Source organism: Paenibacillus sp. FSL K6-1558, from assembly GCF_038002565.1.
Lineage (GTDB): Bacteria > Bacillota > Bacilli > Paenibacillales > Paenibacillaceae > Paenibacillus > Paenibacillus polysaccharolyticus.
This window is the reverse complement of record NZ_JBBOCV010000001.1, coordinates 3,198,085-3,218,735: the sequence shown is the minus strand read 5'-3', so window position 1 is coordinate 3,218,735 and position 20,651 is coordinate 3,198,085. Positions and strand designations below refer to the sequence as shown.

The window sequence follows — 20,651 nt, the reverse complement described above, 5'->3', positions numbered from 1 at the left end:
GTATGACAAGTGGAGTGAGGGGGAAAAGGGATGCAAAAGCAAGGCAAGTTACTGATCATCGGTTTCGGTCCAGGTGCGATGGAGCACATAACGAAACGGGCGCTGGATGCATTGCAGGAAAGCGAGGTCATCATTGGATATAACACCTATGTGGATCTGATCCGGCCTTTGTTGAATGGACAAGCCATTGTGCGTACAGGCATGACGGAGGAAGTCAGCCGGGCACAGGAAGCGGTAAGACAAGCGGAAGCAGGCCATATTGTTGCCGTAATCTCCAGTGGGGATGCCGGGGTATACGGTATGGCGGGGCTTGTATATGAGGTGCTGATCGAGCAAGGCTGGAAGCCAGATACAGGCGTAGCTGTCGAGGTTATTCCTGGCGTGTCCGCTATTCAATCGTGTGCGTCCTTGCTTGGTGCGCCGGTTATGCATGACGCGTGTACGATCAGCCTCAGCGACCATCTGACACCTTGGGAAACGATCATTCGCCGGGTTGAAGCGGCAGCGGCGGCTGATTTTGTCATTGCTTTGTATAATCCACGCAGTGGACGGCGTACACGCCAGATTGTAGAGACGCAGGAGATGTTGCTGCGTTACCGTGATCCGAAGACACCGGTTGGCCTGGTCAAGAGTGCGTACCGGGAACGCCAAGACGTGGTCATGACCACGCTGGAAGATATGCTGAATTACGATATCGGTATGTTAACGACCGTGATTATCGGCAATTCCTCGACCATGATGTACGAAGGACTCATGGTCACCCCGCGCGGATATCAGCGGAAATATACGCTGAACTCCGCGGAACAGCCGCTCAGACCTCACGAGCGGCTGCGCACCGAAGCCGAGCCATGGTCGCTCGGCGCACGGGAAGCCCGCGCTCGCCTCCGGCGAGGCGGCGGGTGTTGGCACGGCCCGCGATGCGCAGGCCGTGCCAACGGCGGAGCCAGCCCTGCGCGGCGCCAGCGCCGGAGAGGGCACGGCTCCGCAAGGGCAGCCGCCCGCAAGCGCATGGGCGGCGACCCCGCCTGCGGCAAGCCCGGCGAGCGGTGCTGGCACCGCCGTGCTTGCCGCAGAGCGGCCCGCGTCCGCGGCGGCAGAGGCCGCACCGCGCGCTGCCGCTGTGGCGCCACGCGCCGGCGCAGCCGAGCTCGCCGCCGAGGCGCTGACGCGGCTCGCGGCAGGCGGTGCGCTCGCAGGCGAAGCGGCAAGCCGCTGGCTGGACGCATCGGCGTCAGGCCCGGCAGCCGCAAGCGCGCAGGGCGCGAGCAGCGCAGCGGTGCTTGGCGCAGCCGCTGCTGTGCCCGTGCCGGGGCGCAAGGCGCCGCTCTTTGAGATCGGCGTGTCGCCCGGCGTGGGCAACAAAAAGTTCACCGCCGCTCAGATGGCCCTGCTGGCGCAGTGCGCAAGCGAGGATGGTGAACTCGAGTATACGCCGGAGCACCAGATTATTCTGAGAGTGCCGACGTTTGAACCGGATGCGCTGGTAGATGAGCTGCGCGCAGCAAACTTTATCGTGGTGCCGATTGGGGATGTGATCAAAGTCAAAGCTTGTGACTTCTGCAACCTGGAGAAGGACGACGCGGTGCCGATGGCTAACCATTTGCAGGACGTGATCGGTGGATTGTCTGCTCCGAAGGAAACGAGCGTAGCGTTAAACGGCTGCGGTATGGCTTGTTACGGGGCAGTGCTGGAGGATATCGGTATCGTGTACCGCAAAGGAGGATACGATCTGTTCCTTGGCGGGAAAAAGTTCGGCCGCAATGCCCACCCGGCTCAGCCTGTAGCAGAGGGCATTCCGGGTGATCAGATCGGCGGTATTGTGGAACGTATTGTCGCGGAGTACAAGGAAAAAGGTCATCCGAACGAACGTTTCCACAAGTTTTTTAAACGCGTTGGAGTTATTCAAGGCTTCCGCCATGTGGATGCGCCAGTCACTGTTGAAGTGAATCCGGTATGCGGTGACTAAGAGTGGAAGTGCGTAGTTTGGGTTACGGGCTTGAAGTCCACTTAAGCATCAGCGGCAGAGTGATCTACGGAAGATAAGAGGCCACAAAGCCAAAAGTTAACCCAGACACAACTCGGCTGAAACCCAGCTGATTGAGATAGATACAACATTTACAGCTGCATCAATACAGACTTAGACATAGATTATACCTTTCTTCCTTGGAACCGAGTGGAGAGCCTTACGAATATGAGAAATCTGATCTGTGGATCGGACAGAGGAGGAAATACGAAGATGGATGCAATTTTGTTGGTGGGACACGGGAGCCGTGATCCCGAGGGGAACCGTGAGTTAAAGGAGTTTGCACGTGAGGTCGCGGAGCAAGCACCGGAGAACACACTGGTCGAAACCTGTTTTCTGGAATTAACCAGACCAAGTATTGCGGATGGAGTTACTGCTTGTGTAGATCGAGGCGCGACCCGTGTCGTACTCGTACCGATTATTTTATTTGCAGCCGGTCATGCCAAGATTGATATTCCGAATGCGATTGATCGTGCCAAAGCGCGTTATCCGCAAGTGCAGTTTATCTATGGTCGTCCAATTGGTGTGCATGAGAAAGTCGTGCAAATTATGCAAACTCGTCTGCAAGAGGCGCAGCCTGTACGCATTACAGCTCAAGGTGAGGGTGAAACAGATACAGCAGTTGCAGCAGTTGCAGCAGTTGCAGTAGCCACTCCGCCTGCTACGGTGACTGATGAAGAGACCGCTGTACTTGTACTTGGACGGGGAAGCAGTGACCCGGATGCTAACAGTGACTTTTTCAAAATGACCCGTATGCTATGGGAGAAGTTGCCGTACAGATGGGCAGAAAGCAGCTTTATCGGCGTAACCCAGCCTTCTTTCCCGGATGGATTGGAACGTTGCCTCTTGCTTGGTGCGAAAAAAATTATTGTCATGCCGTATTTCCTCTTTACCGGTGTACTGATTAAACGCATTGATGAGATGACGGCCGAATTTGCAGCCGCACATCCAGATATTCAAGTCGAAATCGGCGGTTATTTCGGCTTCCATCCGAAGCTGGTCGAGCTGGTGTTGGAACGTGCGCACGAGGGGCTATATGGAAGGGTTACAGCCAACTGTGACAACTGCCAGTTCCGCCTTGAAGCGGCCAAACACCATCATCACCATCACGACCACGACCATGGGCATGACCACGATCACGACCATGATCATCACCATGACCACCATCACCATGATCATCACGATCACGGACATGACCACGGGCACGATCACCACCATCATGAGCACGATCATCACGATCATAGTCATGACCACGAGCATTCCGAGCACGCTGCGGAGGCTGCATCTACTCGTGAGGCGACACTTGATTTCCATCATGACCATGACGAAGAGTTGCATCACTCACACCATGAGCACGAAGGACATCGGAGCAACCAGCAACACGCTTCAGAAGCAACAGCAGGAGATATTCAGCAGCATGCATCCTCTTCTCAGGCACAAGTGGCAGCAACTTCCGAGCAGGTGAAGCGTTCATGATCCTTATGTTATGCGGTACAAGCGATGCACGCGAACTTGCGATCCGAATCCAGCAACAAGGACATAACGTCCTGACGTCGGTTGTGACCGAGAGTGCAGCCCAAAGTCTGACCGAAGCCGGTTTACCAGTGCGGACAGGCCGATTGACCGTAGAGGCGATGGTGAAGCTGATTCTGGAAAATAATACCCCTGTCCTTGTGGATGCGAGCCATCCTTTTGCCGAAGAAGCCCATGCGAATGCTATGGAAGCCGCGAAACAAGCGGACATTCCTTACATTCGTTACGAACGAACGGGGCTTGCTTATGATGACCATGAACTATTACATGTCGTGTCATCTTATGATGAGGCAGCACTCAAAGCCAAAGAGCTGAAAGGTTCTGTCATGCTGACAACAGGCAGCAAAACGCTGCAAATCTTCACCAAGCACCTGCTCGGTGATCCGGATATACGACTTGTTGCACGCATGCTCCCCCGTCTCGACAATATGGAGAAATGCGGTGAGCTGGGCGTAGAGCAACGCAATATTATTGCGATGCAAGGACCTTTTTCCCGAGAAATGAACGAAGCACTGTACAAGCACTATGCAACAACGGTGATGGTCACCAAGGAAAGCGGTAAAACCGGAGCCGTGGATGAGAAAATCCAGTCTGCACTGGAGCTGGGCATTCATGTTGTGCTGATCTCACGTCCAGAGGCGGAGTTTGGCACGGTGTTTGATCATTTTGATGGTGTACTGGACGAGCTGAAAGGTATTTTGGGGAAGTAATCTCCCCGATAGGCTTAATTTGAATAACGCAACTTTGAACGGCTTGATTGTAAATATCGAAAGAAGAATGGAGTGATTCGGGTGGATTTTAAGACGGAATTTAAACCGCTGACCGTGCAACCTCAGGAAATTGAAGGTAAGAGCTTTGAGATGATTACGGAGGAACTGGGGGAGCACCCGTTTACCGATGAGCAGTATCCAGTCGTACAGCGTGTGATTCACGCTTCGGCTGATTTTGAACTGGGCCGTAGTATGGTGTTTCACCCGGATGCGATCCAGGCAGGGATTGCGGCGCTACGTGCAGGTCAGTCAGTCATTGCCGATGTGCAGATGATTCAGGCGGGTGTGAGCAAGGATCGTATTCGCGGTTTTGGCGGCGATGTACATGTACATATATCCGATCCAGATGTGATGGAAGAGGCCAAACGCCTCAACACCACTCGTGCCATCATCTCGACGCGCAAAGCAACCCAAATGTATGACGGGGGCATCTATGCCATCGGTAACGCGCCAACGGCGCTGCTGGAATTGATTCGTCTTGTCAAAGAGGGCGAGGCCAAGCCGGGGCTGATCATCGGCATGCCAGTAGGTTTTGTATCTGCGGCCGAGTCCAAGGACGAGCTACGTAAGCTGGATATTCCTTTTATTACCAACATTGGTCGCAAAGGAGGCAGTACGATCGTTGTAGCAGCGCTTAACGCAATCTCGTTGATGGCTGTAAAGGCATAGAGCGGCGGGAGCACTAAGGCGGTTTGCCTCGTTCGACCAGTGAGGTCAAACGAAATCTACCTGATCTGATTTAAGTCTGGTTAGCGAGCCGTGCCGAATCCTAATGAGAACTGGGAGAGTCTTCACTAAGGGCCATGTCTGAATCTGTTAAAGTCCAGCAACTTCTAACGATTACCAGGAAGCTTATTTTGCGTGAAATCACCCTTTTGAAATTCTAACGATCCTGAGGAACGTTATTTCTCCCAAAACCACCCAAAAGCGCTGGAAATCGCACTGTCTTAGTGAAATAGCGTCTCCTGAGATCGTTAGAATTCCAGCGAGGGCATATTAGGCCAAATAACGTTATCTGTGATCGTTAGCGCTCAGTCGTGAGTGTGTGGGTGTTAAGTAAATGAGACGCTTAGCGTGCGAGTCACCAGAGATGGGGATTCCGCTCCGGTAACTTCTAACGATCACCAGGGGTTAGTGTACAGTTACTAGCACCGCAGTTGTTGAGTAAAACTAAAAATCAATGTATCCACAATCCATACAAGACCAAACAACAATGAACAATCAACATCAACCAACAATCAACATAAGCGCGCGAACAAACTAGCATATAGAAGGACGGGAGGTTCAAAGCCATGGAAAAGAAACGCATGAAAAGCGGAGAAGCACCGGACCCGGATAAACCGATGCGTTCCGGCTTTACGACCGGTGCGTGTGCGACAGCCGTTGCCAAAGGAGCGACACAGCTCCTGTTAACGGGTCATATCCCTGCGCAAGCCGTGGTTTCCTTGCCCGCCGGCTTTGACCACTCGTTCGAGCTGATCGAGCAGGAACTGATGACGGACGGTACGGCGACCTGTGCCACGATCAAAGACGCTGGGGATGACCCGGACGCCACACATTTGGCGAAAATCATTGCGCATGTGTCCTGGCGGGACGAGCCGGGGGTAGAGCTGGATGGCGGCATTGGTGTGGGGCGTGTTACGAAGCCAGGACTGCCCGTGCCTGTTGGGGAAGCGGCCATTAATCCCGTGCCGCGCCGCATGATTACCGAAGCGGTCACCCAAGTACTTGCGGAATATGGTACTGCAAGAGGGGTACGAGTGGTTATCAGCGTACCGGACGGCGAAGAGATTGCGAAGAAAACGCTCAATGCGCGGCTTGGCATTCTTGGCGGTATCTCCATTTTAGGCACACGCGGCGTGGTCGTTCCGTTCTCTACTTCAGCGTACAAAGCCAGTGTAGTACAGGCGATTTCCGTTGCGCAGGCTTCCGGCTGTGATCATATTGTGCTGACAACAGGCGGCAGTAGTGAGAAGTATGCCATGAAAATGATGCCCGAACTGCCGGAGGAAGCCTTTATTCAGATGGGTGACTTTGTCGGCTTTGCGATCAAACACGGGAAACGATTGGGAATGAAACGCATCAGTCTGGTCGGGATGCCGGGCAAATTCGCCAAAGTGGCTCAAGGGGTCATGATGGTGCACTCCAAAAGTGCGCCGGTGGATTTTGGATTTCTTGCGTCCGTGGCTCGCGAGACCGGGGCTGGCGATGAACTGGCGCAAGCGATCGAGGAAGCCAACACGGCGACTCAGGTGGCGGATATGATGACCGAAGCGGGATATTTACCTTATTTTGAAAAGTTATGCCTATACGCCTGTCAGCACTGTCTGGAACATGCGGGGGGCGGCGTAACGGTGGAAGTGGTGCTCGTCACCATGAAAGGAATGGAACTGGGGAGGGCGGAAATCAGTGAACTCGAACACAACAACTGGAGCAAAGAATCGTAACATCCGCATTATTGGCGTGGGCGAAGAAGGCGCGGCGGGACTGACGGCAGACAGTCTACAACTCATTCAGGAGGCCGATGTGCTGGTAGGCGGCGAACGTCTGCTGCAATTTTTCCCGGCGTTTGCGGGAGAGAAGCTGGTGATCAAGAGCAGTTTGAATGACCTCGTTGCGAAAATAAAAGCGTTGCAGGACTCACACAACATCGTTGTGCTCGCTTCGGGGGACCCGCTGTTTTACGGCATCGCCGGGTATTTCGCGCGCAAACTCGGCCCGGATCAGCTGGATATCCGGCCTAATCTCAGCTCGCTGCAGCTGGCATTCGCAAGGCTTGGCGAGAGCTGGCACGACGCCGTGCTTGAAAGCGTGCACGGTCGCCCCCTCAAAGGTCTAGCCCAGCGCATCGATGGCAAAGCCAAAGTCGCGCTGCTCACGGACGAGCATAACAGCCCCGCTGCGATCGGGGCGTATCTGCAACAGTTCGGCATGACGGAGTATGATGCCTTCGTTGCAGAGAACCTGGGCGCGGCAGACGAGCGTGCCCGCCACTACACCCTGGACGAGCTGGCAGCGGCTGAGTGCAGCCCGCTGAACGTCGTCATTTTGTTGCGCCGCAAGGATGCACCGGCGCCGCGCAAAGGCTTCGGGTTTGCAGATGAAGAATTCCATCAGCGCAAACCCGAGAAGGGCCTCATCACCAAACGTGAAGTCCGCGCGTTCAGCTTATCTGAGCTGAAACTGGGCGAGGACAGCATCGTGTGGGATATCGGCGCAGGTTCCGGATCGGTGGCGGTGGAGTGCACGCGGCTGGCGCCGCGAGGCCAGGTCTTCGCCATCGAAAAGAACGAAGGTGACCTCGTGAACATCGAGGCCAACCGGATCAAATTCCGGACGGATTTTACCGTCCTTCATGCCAAAGCGCCAGCGGGGCTGGACGAACTACCGGGTCCCGATGCGGTGTTCATTGGCGGCAGCGGCGGTGAACTTGCGCAGCTGATCGCCTTGTGTGCGTCCCGGCTGCGCCCCGAGGGACGCATCGTCGTGAATGCAGCGACCATCGAAACGCTGCATGACAGCATGAAGGCGATGCGCGATGCAGGCATGGATGCCTCCGTGACTTTGCTGCAGACGGCGCGGAGCAAGCCGATCCTGAACATGACCCGTTTTGACGGACTGAACCCGATCTATGTCATTACAGGTCAATTTATAGCAGGAGCAGAAGCGGAAGCCGAAACAGCGAACGGAGCGGAATAGTTTGCAGAGAATGAAAAGGGGGAGAGTAGCATCAGCACAACAACAGGAAACATCAACAGTACCGGAATTCACACGGAAAGTTCAGAGAGCATGACAGGGGCCGGCGTTAGGGTTGGCACACTCTATGGCGTCGGTGTCGGGCCGGGAGACCCGGAGCTGATTACGGTCAAAGCATACCGGATGATTCGCGAATGCCCGGTGGTCGCCTATCCGAAGAAACGCAAAGGCGGTAAATCCTACGCCCACGAAATTGTTGAATTGTATGTGAATCCGGAGGAGAAAGAGATGCTGGGCCTGATCTTTCCGATGACCAAAGACCCGGTCGTACTAGAGCGGGAGTGGGGCAAAACCGTGGAAGCGTGCTGGGAAGCACTTAAGGAAGGCAAAGATGTAGCGTTCGTGACGGAAGGTGATCCGAACTTATACAGTACATTTATCCACCTTGCACGTCTCATGCGTGAACTTCATCCTGAAGTGCCGATTAGCTCTATTCCGGGCATATCCTCCGTGCTTGGTGCGGCGGCAGCGCTGGATATCCATCTGGCAGATGGAGATGAGCAGGTTGGCATTATTCCGGCTACAGCGGATAAAGAAGCGATGCGGCAGGCGATTGAGCATCACGATACGATTGTGTTTATCAAAGTAGCAAAGGTGCTGGACCCGATGCTGGAGCTGCTGGAGGAGATGGGACTTGGCGGCAAAGCGTCGGTGGTCACCAAAGTCACTTCTCCTTATGAACTGGTCTGGCGTGACGCCCGTGAACTGAAAGGGCAGGAGCTGGAATATTTAAGCCTGATGGTGGTGAGCAAATGAAAACATTGGAACCGAAAGTGTACATTGTTGGTGCAGGCCCGGGAGATCCCGAGCTGATTACGGTAAAAGGTTCGAATATTTTGAAAAATGCCGACCTCGTTCTGTACACGGATTCCCTCGTGAATGACGAACTGATTGCGACTGCCAAACCCGAAGCCGAGGTGTTGCAAAGCTCCGGCATGGATTTGGAACAGCAGGTCGAACTGATGTGCACAGCGGTTCGTGCAGGACGCAGCGTAGCACGTGTACATACGGGTGATCCAGCGATGTATGGTGCCATTTTGGAACAGATGGTTTTGTTGAAACAACAGGGCGTGGAGTACGAGATTATTCCAGGCGTTAGCTCGGTATTTGCTTCGGCAGCGGCGCTGGGAGCGGAGCTGACCGTACCGGAACTGACGCAGACCGTCATCCTGACGCGTGCGGAAGGACGCACCCCTGTGCCTGAACGGGAGAAGCTGCGCGATTTGGCCTCGCATCACTGTACGGTGGCGCTCTTCCTAAGTGCAACATTGGCAAAAAAAGTCGTGGTGGAATTCCTTGCCGCAGGCTGGAGCGAAGATACACCAGTGGCGGTAGTGCAGCGAGCAACATGGCCGGATCAGAAAATCGTGCGTACCACGCTGGCTAATCTGGCTGCGGATCTGCGTGCCGCAGGCATTACGATGCACGCGATGATTCTGGCAGGCTGGGCGCTTGATCCTGATCTGGTGAACCGGGATGCTCACCGTTCCAAACTGTATGATAAATCCTTCACCCACGGCTATCGCAAGGGAGTGAAGTCCGGTGAGTAATCCGTTTGCTGCTGTAGCGATTACGAAGCACGGCGTAGAGATGGTACGTAACCTCGAAGGACAGTTTCAGGGTACAGACGTCTATTATATGAGCAAATTTGCCCGTGGCGATGAGGAACAACTTGGATATACCCTGTTTGAAGGTTCGGTGAAGCTGATTCTGCCAGACCTGTTCAAACGTTACAACGGCATCATTCTGTTTATCTCGCTGGGTGCCGTCGTCCGTATGATTGCTCCGCTGCTGGTGGACAAAAAAGTCGATCCTGCCGTGCTGGTCATCGATGACCGCGGCGAGAACGTGATCAGCGTGTTATCTGGTCATCTTGGCGGTGCCAATGAACTCACGCGTCAAGTGGCGGAAGTGCTTGGTGCGCGTGCAGTCATTACGACAGCTTCGGATGTGCAGGGCACGATTCCGGTGGATATGTTTGGTCGTGAACTGGGCTGGATCGTGGACAGCTTTGATAAAGCAACCCCGGTAAGTGCGGCGGTGGTCAACGAAGAGCCGGTGGCACTTATTCAAGAGACAGGCGAACGCAACTGGTGGCGGTATAACAAACCTGTACCTGATCACATTCGGGTCTTCGGCAGTATGCAGGAGACGGAAACGTTTGCGTTTAACGCTGCACTGGTGGTCAGTGACCGTCTACTTTCGGCGGCGGAAGAGGAACGTTTTCTAACCAATGGTGTGTTGTATCGTCCGAAGAGCCTCGTGCTCGGCATGGGCTGCAATCGCGGAACGGCGATGGAAGAGTTGGAGCAGGAAGTGCTTGCCACGCTGGAAGAGCTATCCCTGTCTGTGAAGAGCGTGCGCAACGTGGCTACGATTGATCTGAAAAAAGATGAGGAGGGCCTGCTGGCCCTATGCGCCAAGTACGGCTGGGAACTCGTCACTTACACTCCAGAGGAACTGAATACGGTGCAACTTGCCAATCCGTCCGAGACGGTATTTAAATACACCGGAGCCTATGGCGTAAGTGAACCGGCGGCGCTGCTCTCTTCGGGAGCTGATCATTGGCTGCTGGAAAAGAAAAAGAGTGGCAACCTCACGATCTCTGTCGCACGGGTTGCGTTTGATTAAGCTAGGGTTCGTGTGATTGGGAAGCATCTTATGGATTCACACATAAAAAGTAGTTGTTACAACCTCATGTAAAGGACCGTCCCAGTCGTTGAAACCGATATGGGATGGTCTATTTGTTATATGTACAGCAAAGGCGGGATGAACGATGAACTCAAAAAATGTAACGTACAATAACCAAAGTGCACCTCGGCTGATCATCGCAGGTACGGGGAGTGGTGCTGGCAAAACGACTGTAACGCTCGGACTAATGAAGGCACTGGCCCAGCGCGGATTGAGCGTGCAGGGATTCAAATGCGGCCCGGATTATATTGATCCAACGTATCATACGGCAGTAACTGGTCGAGCTTCGCGTAATCTGGACGCCTGGATGACTTCACCTGCATATGTGAAGCAGACCTTTCAGCGGGCATCCGCAGGACATGATATTTCCATCATTGAAGGCGTGATGGGCCTCTACGATGGCAAAGATCCGCTCAGCAACATCGGCTCTACCGCCGAGATCGCGATGATTACGCAGACACCGGTGATTTTGGTTGTCGATGTACGGAGTATGGCGCGCAGTGCAGCGGCCATCGTACTGGGCTTTCAGCATCTGGAGCCTGAATTAAACATTGCTGGTGTGATTGTGAATCGGTGCGGAAGTGCGGGTCATTATACAATTGTGAAAAAAGCCATTGAGCAAATGTGCGGCATTCCGGTCGTCGGTTGGCTGAAAAGGGATGAAGACATGTCGATTCCCGAGAGACATCTTGGACTCGTTCCTGCCATTGAGCGTGGTGAACTGGAACCTTTATTTCAGCGGGCAGCCGATGTGTTGCTGGAAGGCACGGATCTGGATCTTCTGCTGGAGCTGGCAACAAGTGCTCCCCCGCTCTCGGTGCATTCCACCATTCTAGCTGGCTCAACGAATGTCATCCCGAGTAACACAGCTCATGTGGCTGATACTGCTCGTACTAGCGATACATTGAATATATCTAGTGATACAGAAATGGCTCTCATTAGCGACAAAACCAATACTAACGATATGGCTAACGCAAGAGATATCACTAACATTGCCTGTTTAGCCAGTGTAAAAGACGCGGAGCATGTAGCCCAACACGCGGCTCTTCACATCCACAGCAAGCCGGATACGTACCAGCCTGTTATTGCCGTCGCTCGTGATGCGGCGTTTAATTTCTATTATCCCGATAACCTGGAACTGCTTGAAGCGGCTGGGGCAAAGCTGCAGTATTTCAGTCCACTCGCTGGTGAAGGCATCCCGGCTGAGGCGGATAGTATTTATCTGGGTGGTGGTTTCCCTGAAGAGTTTGCCGCGGTGATTGCCGGAAACGAGCGTTTTCTGGAAGGGCTCCGCGAAGCAGCCCGTTCCCAGATGCCGCTGTTTGCGGAGTGCGGCGGCTATATGGTACTAGCCGAAACGCTCACGGATCGTGAAGGGCGGACATATACCATGGCAGGTATTATTCCTGCGCAGGTACAGATGCAGAAGAAACGAGCTGCACTGGGGTACCGTGAGGCGAGTGCGGTTCAGGATTCCTTTTTGCTAAAACAGGGTGAAGTTCTACGGGGGCATGAATTCCATTATTCCACGATGACGTACCGCGAAGAAGGAGCCATTCCATACGCGTATGAGACGAAGGGGTTAAGGGGTTCGAAGCAGGAGGGATACGCGTCGGGCAGTATCGTAGCTGGATACACACATGTACACCTCGGTTCTGATCCGCAAGCCGCACAGCGATGGGTGGAGCATTGTCGACTGTACCGCGAGCACCAAGCTTAATTCAAGTGTAGCACCGTGTGCAATGATCGTGCTCAGAAGTGCTCAGAACGAACATGCTTAACTTATCCATATGCGGAAGGGCTTGAATTCGTTTTGAACCTCCTGAGACTTTGGTCGTGAAGTTGGGTGTTGGACTGTACAATTAAAGGTTTTTAGTGAAACATGTGGAATGTGTTAGGGATGGGGTGTGACAGGGAGACGGTGAGTCCAAGCTGGATCTGCATGATATGGATATGCCAATCCGTTATACGGCTATACTAGGAAGTATTGTGGGATGGGAACATCTTATTCGAAACCTTAGTGGAAGAGATGAAGAAACACCACGGTAGTCGATTTTATAAAGCGTGGTTAATTTATAGGATATGGAGTGTGCAGACGAATCTAAACGAATAACATCAGAAGAAAGGAGATGATTATAATGGATCATCGCAAAAAGGCACTTTTAATTGGAGATTATACACATCCGGACTGGCATCCGCTACAGGGGGTAGACGGGGAGATTAGCCGGATTTTTCAGGATACGATCACGGTTCAATGCAGTGAAAATCGTAATATGCTACTTCATGAAAATATTTCGGGATTTGATGTATGTATCTCATACATGGACGATTGGAGAGGAAAAGTCTCCCCGCAGCAGACAGCAGGTCTGTTGTCTTACGTAAGTAACGGGGGCGGTCTGGTCATCTTACATAATGGAATCTCGCTTCAGAATCGAAATGAGATCAAACAGATGATTGGCGCCAAATTTCTTCATCACCCGCCGTATGCGCCGCTGGAGTTCACGGTGACGGAAGAGAGCCATCCTGTAACAGAGGGCATTTCCGGTTTTACGATGGAAGAAGAACCATATGAATTTGAGTTTGGTTCATTTACCGAGACTAAAATTTTGCTACACTATCAGTCTAAAGAGGGGCCGAAACCGGCAGCCTGGGCACATAAGTATGGACTCGGGCGGATTGTTTATCTGATGCCTGGGCATTCAGTTCCATCCTTTGCGAATGAAACATATCGTCGATTAGTTTTGCAAGCGGGAAAATGGGCAGCGCGGTACGTGTAAGGAAACTCTCCTTTTTGCATGTCGAGGTTTAACAGGTGTAATATATAGACAACCGAAGAGGAGGATGAATAAGATGAGCGATTTGTTCAAGAAGGCGTTCTCGTTAGGGCTTGGTCTTACGTTAGTTAGCAAAGAAAAGATTGAGAAAACCGTGGATGATCTGGTGGAGCGCGGGAAGCTTGCACCTGGAGAATCCAAAGCGTTTGTTGAACGATTGTTGGAGCGCGGGGAAGAAGAGCAAGGCCAGCTGAAACGTGTCATTCAGGAGCAGGTCAAACGTGTGCTTCAGGAAGCTGGCGTGGCATCCGAAAGTGACGTAACCAGTTTGGAACAGCGTGTCGCGGTTTTGGAAAAAAAGCTGGCCGAGCAGAATCAGACACCTCAGCTTCAACTTGATGAATCCCCGGCTCCGGTTGTCGAAGATTCTCCTCCTCTCAAAGGAAACGAGATCGAATAGATGGCTGTGCGGATCAAACATGTCGGCAGATACCGGGAAATTGCCATGGCGCTGGTGCGTCATGGCTTCGGTTATATGGTCGAGGAGCTGGGGTTATTCCAGCTACTCGCGCTGCCTAGAAGGTGGATGTCGCGTGAAGCGCAACCCACCAAGACGTTAAGTGAACGGATCAGGCTGGTGTTGCAGGAGCTGGGGCCGGCTTTTGTGAAGCTGGGGCAACTTGCAAGCACAAGGGCAGATCTATTACCTGAATCGGTGATCCGGGAATTGGTCAAATTACAGGATCAGGTTCCGCCGTTCTCGTCAGAGACGGCACGGGGTATTTTGGAACAGGAATTGGATACACCGCTGGAAGAGATCTTTTCCCGGTTCGAGGATACCCCGGTGGCCGCAGCCAGTATTGGTCAGGTGCATCTGGGCAAACTTCAGAGCGGAGAGGCGGTAGCGATCAAAATCCAGCGCCCAGGCATATCGCGGATTGTGCAACGTGATCTGGATATTCTGCGTGAACTGACTGCGATGGCAGAGAAACGTTGGGATTGGGTAAAACAATACCAGATCCCGCAGATGGTGGAGGAGTATGCCCAGGCTCTAATGGCTGAGCTCGATTATACGGTGGAAGGTCGCAATACGGAGAAGATTGCACAGCAATATCAGCAGGACCCTAAAGTGAAAATTCCGGTAATCTACTGGGATCAGACCTCATCACGTGTATTGACCATGGAGTATATCGAGGGCATTAAGCTGAATAATCGGGATGAACTGGTGAAGCGTGGTCATGATCTGAACAATATTGCCGAGCGGCTGGTGGATGCGTTGCTCAATCAGATTTTTATGCAGGGCTTCTTCCATGCCGATCCGCATCCTGGTAATCTGATGGTGCTGAAGGACGGGAGACTGGCTTTCATCGACTTCGGTATGGTGGGCAGTCTGAGTGATGAGATGAAGCAGCAGCTTGCCTCGCTTATTATCGGGCTGATGCGTAAGGATACGGATAGTATGATCCGTGCGATTGAGAAGCTCGGTATGATGCCGGATGACATGGACGCGCGCGCTCTTCATGTGGATTTGGATAAACTTCGAACGAAATATTACGATATTCCTTTTTCCAAAATCAGTGTAGGACAGGCGCTTAATGATCTGTTTGGCATTGCCCAGAAACATAGGGTTGTCATGCCCGCAGATATACTGTTGATGGGCAAATCCTTGCTGACGATGGAGGGGGTCATTGAACATCTTGATCCTACCTTGAGCATTGTGGATATGGCAGAGCCGTTCGGGCGAAAGCTGCTCAAGGAACGTTTTAGTGCGGGTCGGATCAAAAATCGGCTGTTTCGCAGTGCGGCAGATATGGCCGAAAGTGTCATTGGTTTGCCGGGACAGCTAAGGCAGTTGTCCTCCATCATCAGCAAAGGTAAGCTGCGACTGGAGATCAGCGTTCCCGAATTAGAGTCGCTCATGCGCAGACTGGATCAGATCAGCAATCGTTTATCTTTCAGCATTGTGCTGCTCGCCTTCTGTATCATCATGGTTGGACTTATTATCGGTTCTTCGATTAGTCACCAATCCACGATGCTATGGGATATTCCGGTGATTGAGATTGGTTTTCTCGTGGCGATCCTCATGGTGGCATTTCTGCTGTACTCGATATTCAAATCGGGCAGGTTTTAAGCCGGAAGTTCAAGCTTTTATAATTAATGCAGTTAGCAAACGAACGCCAAAAAGTGATTGCTTGAAAATAGGAATAACTCACCATAACCTGTAAATGCCAAAATAGACTGCAAGGCCTTTTATGAAAGGTCTTTGCGGTTTTTTTTGATGAGTAGAGATAAAGAGAGTTAAATCTAGAAGGATGAAGATAATAGGAGATAAGCACCTGTTTTTGCGAAATTACAGTGTTCGTACATATGTACGTCTGTAACTATAATAATAGGTCAGTAGATTAACGGCCCCGGTTTTTCTGAGAGAGGAAAACTAACAACAGGCATTGCTCTGTCTATCCAGCAAATATATTTGAGATTAGATGGTGAGACGAGATGCCGTAAGCAAGAAAGACAGTTGAATGGTAACGGAAATGGTCAGTACATGCTGGAACGGCAATGACATGATGATTATGAGACGGTGTTTGCGGCTGAATCAAGGCATTAGATCATCATGCACTTAGGGACAAGTAGACTAGCGATAGACAGGTTAAGGAAGCGGTTTGCTTTTAGGCATTACAATGAGCAGGCAAGAGTCAGGCATAGTAGTAAGTAGTTTTTTTCTGTGAAGACTTATCCGTTATTTTGTGTTGTTGGCAGACTTCCCACTGTCGTTTTTATGGGTACCCAGGTGAGAAATTGGACATGTACGACTTCCGTTTTTGTTCAGCAGATCGTTAAAGATTGTTAATTTGAGGAACAAACTTAGGAGGCAAAGCAACAACATATGAATACGTTAAAACAACAGTGGTTTGGCAATATCCGTGGAGATGTGCTCGCAGGCATCACCGTAGCACTGGCGCTGATTCCAGAAGCGATCGCGTTTTCCATCATTGCAGGTGTAGATCCGATGGTGGGATTATACGCGTCGATTACGATTGCTATCGTCATTTCGATTGCGGGCGGTAGACCGGGCATGATCTCGGCAGCAACAGGAGCTATGGCGGTATTAATGGTAGGGCTGGTCAAGGATTATGGCGTGGAATATCTTTTTGCGGCGACCATCCTGACGGGCATCATTCAGTTTATTTTAGGGATATTTAAAGTGGGGCGATTTATTACGTTTGTGCCTCATTCGGTGTTGACCGGATTTGTGAACGCACTAGCGATTCTGATCTTTATGGCGCAGCTCACCCACTTTACGGGAGCGAACTGGATCATGTACGTGATGGTGGCGGGAACACTGGCAATCATCTATATTTTACCGCGTTTTTTCAAAGGGGCTCCGGCTCCGCTTGTAGCGATTATTATCATGACTATTATTACGGTGGTCTTTCATCTTGATGTCAAAACGGTAGGTCAGATGGGCAATCTGACAAGTACATTGCCGATGTTCCATCTGCCGAATATTGCGTGGACATGGGATACACTAATGATCCTGTTGCCGTATTCGTTTACGATGGCACTTGTCGGTTTGCTGGAGTCCCTTTTGACCGCAACCATTGTGGATGAGATGACGGAAACCAAAAGCAGCAAAAACCGCGAGGTGCGTGGTCAGGGGATTGCAAACTTTGTAAACGGATTGTTCGGCGGTATGGGTGGCTGTGCAATGATCGGACAGTCCGTCATTAATGTGAAGTCAGGCGGCCGAGGCAGGCTGTCGACATTTACGGCAGGGGCGTTCCTGGCGATTTTGTTATTGCTTCTAAGCGGTGTGGTGAAGCAGGTACCGATGGGTGCGCTGGTTGGCGTGATGTTTATGGTGTGTATTGGTACGTTTGACTGGAGTTCTGTGAAAAATATAGCCCGCGTCCCACGCGCTGAAGCGATTGTTATGGTCGTGACAGTAGCGATTGTTGTTTACACGCATGACCTGTCGCTTGGTGTAATGGTTGGCGTCGTGCTCAGTGTGCTGCACTTCGGCTGGAAACAGACCAAAATTCGCGTCCAGTCTAGCGAGGAGCAAGGACAGAAAGTGTATCGTGTACACGGACCGTTCTTCTTCGGTTCCTCGTCCCATTTCGTGGACAAATTCGATGCGGAAGCCGATCCGCAGGACATCACCATTGACTTTGACGGCTCGCATATCTGGGACAATACCGCGGTTGTGGCGATTGGCAAAGTAAAATTCAAATACGCGAAGCTTGGTAAAACCGTGCATTTGCGTGGATTAAACGAGGAAAGCTCCCGATTGCTGGAGCGCAGCGGATTTAAGGCTTCTGATGCGGGTACCGTCCCGGGGACGGGCGGACACGGAGCATAAGGCTGAAGTAAAGCGTAAAGCTCATGTAAGGCTCGGGTAAGGCGTAAAGTTAAAGCGAAGTGTAAAGTTCAAGTAAGGCGTAACGTTTAAGTAACTTGTCCAAAATGGTATTGGTATTGGTATCTGAACGTTACAACATCAACAGACGGCAAGTAAGCTAAAAATAGCGGACTGCGATGCGAACGAATATAGGCTATAGATAACGCTAGACAGTATTGATATGCAGCGGTCTCCTTGCGGTGTGTGCCGGGGGAGTCGCTTTTTTTGTAGCTGTGAGCGCTAACGATCAGGAGAGAGCTTATTTAGCCCAATTTGGGCCATTTTCATTTCTAACGATCACCAGAGACGCTATTTTACTGATTTCGCTACTTTTAGTGAGAGTTTTCGTGATTTTTGACGAAATAGGCTTCGTGGCGATCGTTAGAATTCAGCCAAGGCATAATTCGAGCAAATAAGCTCTGTGGTGATCGTTAGGACTTTCGTGGCTGGTGTCACAGTAGTTGGTGTAGCTTGATTTACGAAAAACAAACCTTGTGTGTTCCGTACTCCCTATGTCCGGCTTATTATGCGCCGCGTGTGAAATATAAACTTAAAACGTCTGCTTTTTACGCTACATTCATGCTACAAGTTGGCGCGGTAGTTCAGTTTCGCTTTTGTTTTGCTGGATGAACGTGTAAACTACAGGGTATGGAGAAGAAGAGCAATGGAATGATTGCTTTTTAAAAATTCATTTCATAATCAGAGTTGAATTCAGGAAAACTAGTTTGGACTCACAGGATGTGTACTGCAGTTACGGGTGTGATTGGAGTAGAGAATCAGGTTCAGATGCAGAACTCGGGCACAAGGACGTAAATAGCAGGCTCGTATGCCGACTCAGACAATGACATAGACTCAATCAAGTTCAGACGGAGATGCCTATGCATTTCCAAGGGGGCTAGGGTCTTCTATGAAATGAACTTATCTAAATGAATATACAGAGGTGTAACGATTGGCAAACTTTGAACAACTGGGCATTCGCCCGGAATGGTGCGAGGTGCTGAAACATCAGGGCATCGCCGTGCCAACTCCAGTACAGGAGCGTTCCATTCCAGTACTGCTGGGTGGACGTGATATCATCGCCGAGGCGCAGACGGGCACAGGGAAAACGCTGGCTTTTTTGCTGCCGATTATTCAGAAAATTAACGTATCCGACCGCTCTCCGCAGGCACTGATTATTGCGCCTACGCGTGAGCTGGCATTGCAGATTACGGAAGAAGCGAAGAAACTGACCGCGAACGATGACAAGCTGCATGTGCTTGCGGTATATGGTGGACAGGATGTAGAAAAGCAGTTGCGCAAACTGCAAAACGGAACGCAGATCGTTGTAGGAACACCAGGGCGTCTTCTGGATCACCTGCGCCGTGGTACCTTGAAGCTCGATAATGTGAAAAAGCTGGTGCTGGATGAAGCAGATCAGATGTTACACATGGGCTTCCTGGACGATGTAGAAACGATTTTGAAAGAATTGCCGCATAGACGTCAAACGATGCTCTTCTCGGCTACGATGCCTAAGGGCATTCGTGTTCTGGCGAAAAACTACATGAAAGACCCGGAGGACGTGAAAGTTTCCTCCAAGTCCGTGATTCCGATTCATCAGATTCGCCAGCAGGTGCTGGAATGTACAGATCGCGGCAAGTTTGATGCACTTCGGGGTATGATTGATACGTATCGCCCGTATTTGGCGATTATTTTCTGCCGGACGAAGCGCCGGGCTTCGAAGCTGAACGAAGATCTGAGAGAAGCAGGATATGAGAGCGACGAGCTTCACGGGGACTTGTCCCAATCCAAGCGAGAGAATGTCATGAAGGCATTCCGTGATGCGAAGCTGCAAATCCTTGTGGCTACCGATGTCGCCGCACGCGGTTTGGACGTTGAAGGGGTTACCCACGTATTCAACTACGATATGCCACATGATGCGGAAAGTTATATTCACCGTATCGGTCGTACAGGCCGGGCAGGTGGAACGGGTCTTGCCGTGACGTTTGCAACCCAGCACGACAGACCGGAACTTGCTCGGATCGAGGAAGGTACGAATCAGAAGCTGAATCGCATCCAATGGACAAGCGAAGGACCAGTCGCTTCTACGGGAGCTTCTCGCCGCGTAATTAATAGCGAGGGCAATGATGAGCGTGGTGGTCGTACTGCCGGGACAGGCAGTGCCCGTCGCGGTGCAGGTCGTAACGACCGCCGAGATGGTGGACGTGGCGGTCGTGGATCACGCGGAGGCGAAGGTGGCCGTAGCGGTGGACGCAGTGGCGGCCGTAGCGGTGACGAGCGCAGCGCAGGCCGCGGATCGGCGCGTAGCAGCGACAGCAGTCGCGGTGCAGCAAGCCAAGGCCGCAGCAGCAGTAGCCGCGGCACAAGCCAAGGCGGCCGCGGTGGAGCAGGCCGCGGCGAAGAGCGCAGCAGCGGCGGCTGGGCTGGCCGCAGCGCCGACAAGCGCACCGCTGGGCGCGGTGGCGCTGGTTCAGGCCGCTCGGACTCCGCTGGACGCGGTCCGAGCAGGGGCGACCGCCGCGATTCTCGTCGCGGGCGGTAACGCACTGGCGCAAGCGGCGATGCAGCCGCATGTTGCGCTAGAAGCATCATAGCCATGCCACCGCAGTAGCGGATGCCGCATGGCTCATATCAAGAGCGTTCGGGTACGCTATCGTACCGAACGCTCAAACCAAGGGTCGCGACGGAAGCACGTCGCGGCCCTT

At 52.2% G+C, this 20,651-nt stretch carries 14 protein-coding genes and 1 pseudogene; all 15 read left to right on the top strand.

Annotated elements, in window-relative coordinates; all coding sequences use genetic code 11:
- Positions 1 to 30 precede the first annotated feature (30 nt).
- The 15 genes and pseudogenes from cobJ to MHI38_RS13780 all read left to right on the top strand — a co-directional run bounded on the left by cobJ (position 31) and on the right by MHI38_RS13780 (position 20,488).
- Positions 31 to 1,966: pseudogene (gene cobJ / locus MHI38_RS13850) on the top strand (precorrin-3B C(17)-methyltransferase).
- A gap of 270 nt (positions 1,967 to 2,236) precedes the next feature.
- The gene (locus MHI38_RS13845; protein ID WP_154984467.1) at positions 2,237 to 3,499 is read left to right on the top strand and encodes a CbiX/SirB N-terminal domain-containing protein; all 1,263 of its coding nucleotides are present in this window, start codon (positions 2,237 to 2,239) and stop codon (positions 3,497 to 3,499) included.
- A complete protein-coding gene (gene cobK / locus MHI38_RS13840; protein WP_341181320.1) occupies positions 3,496 to 4,266 on the top strand; it encodes a precorrin-6A reductase in 771 nt (256 codons plus the stop codon). Before MHI38_RS13845 ends, cobK begins: the two co-directional genes overlap by 4 nt.
- 81 nt (positions 4,267 to 4,347) lie before the next feature.
- Entirely contained in the window at positions 4,348 to 4,995 is a 648-nt protein-coding gene (locus MHI38_RS13835) for a precorrin-8X methylmutase (RefSeq protein WP_090924152.1), read from the top strand.
- A 623-nt stretch (positions 4,996 to 5,618) separates the two neighbouring features.
- A complete protein-coding gene (locus MHI38_RS13830) occupies positions 5,619 to 6,773 on the top strand; it encodes a cobalt-precorrin-5B (C(1))-methyltransferase (protein ID WP_341181319.1) in 1,155 nt (384 codons plus the stop codon).
- The gene (cbiE, locus tag MHI38_RS13825; protein ID WP_341181318.1) at positions 6,736 to 8,025 is read left to right on the top strand and encodes a precorrin-6y C5,15-methyltransferase (decarboxylating) subunit CbiE; all 1,290 of its coding nucleotides are present in this window, start codon (positions 6,736 to 6,738) and stop codon (positions 8,023 to 8,025) included. The genes MHI38_RS13830 and cbiE overlap by 38 nt, the downstream gene beginning before the upstream one ends.
- A 90-nt stretch (positions 8,026 to 8,115) precedes the next feature.
- Entirely contained in the window at positions 8,116 to 8,838 is a 723-nt protein-coding gene (gene cobI / locus MHI38_RS13820; RefSeq protein ID WP_154890304.1) for a precorrin-2 C(20)-methyltransferase, read from the top strand.
- The gene (gene cobM, locus MHI38_RS13815; protein WP_154890305.1) at positions 8,835 to 9,632 is read left to right on the top strand and encodes a precorrin-4 C(11)-methyltransferase; all 798 of its coding nucleotides are present in this window, start codon (positions 8,835 to 8,837) and stop codon (positions 9,630 to 9,632) included. The genes cobI and cobM overlap by 4 nt, the downstream gene beginning before the upstream one ends.
- Positions 9,625 to 10,713: a cobalamin biosynthesis protein gene (locus MHI38_RS13810; protein ID WP_154890306.1), complete on the top strand. Its 1,089-nt coding sequence runs from the start codon at positions 9,625 to 9,627 to the stop codon at positions 10,711 to 10,713. The genes cobM and MHI38_RS13810 overlap by 8 nt, the downstream gene beginning before the upstream one ends.
- Positions 10,714 to 10,858: 145 nt before the next feature.
- Complete coding sequence (locus MHI38_RS13805; RefSeq protein WP_336121722.1) at positions 10,859 to 12,493, top strand: cobyrinate a,c-diamide synthase; 1,635 nt, start codon at positions 10,859 to 10,861, stop codon at positions 12,491 to 12,493.
- Between the two features lie 418 nt (positions 12,494 to 12,911).
- Complete coding sequence (locus tag MHI38_RS13800; protein ID WP_090924157.1) at positions 12,912 to 13,550, top strand: ThuA domain-containing protein; 639 nt, start codon at positions 12,912 to 12,914, stop codon at positions 13,548 to 13,550.
- Positions 13,551 to 13,623: 73 nt separating this feature from the next.
- Entirely contained in the window at positions 13,624 to 14,007 is a 384-nt protein-coding gene (locus MHI38_RS13795; RefSeq protein ID WP_090924158.1) for a phasin family protein, read from the top strand.
- The gene (locus MHI38_RS13790) at positions 14,008 to 15,678 is read left to right on the top strand and encodes an ABC1 kinase family protein (RefSeq protein ID WP_154890309.1); all 1,671 of its coding nucleotides are present in this window, start codon (positions 14,008 to 14,010) and stop codon (positions 15,676 to 15,678) included.
- A gap of 756 nt (positions 15,679 to 16,434) precedes the next feature.
- The gene (locus MHI38_RS13785; protein ID WP_341181317.1) at positions 16,435 to 17,910 is read left to right on the top strand and encodes a SulP family inorganic anion transporter; all 1,476 of its coding nucleotides are present in this window, start codon (positions 16,435 to 16,437) and stop codon (positions 17,908 to 17,910) included.
- A 988-nt stretch (positions 17,911 to 18,898) separates the two neighbouring features.
- A complete protein-coding gene (locus MHI38_RS13780; RefSeq protein ID WP_154892007.1) occupies positions 18,899 to 20,488 on the top strand; it encodes a DEAD/DEAH box helicase in 1,590 nt (529 codons plus the stop codon).
- The last annotated feature ends 163 nt before the right edge of the window (positions 20,489 to 20,651 follow it).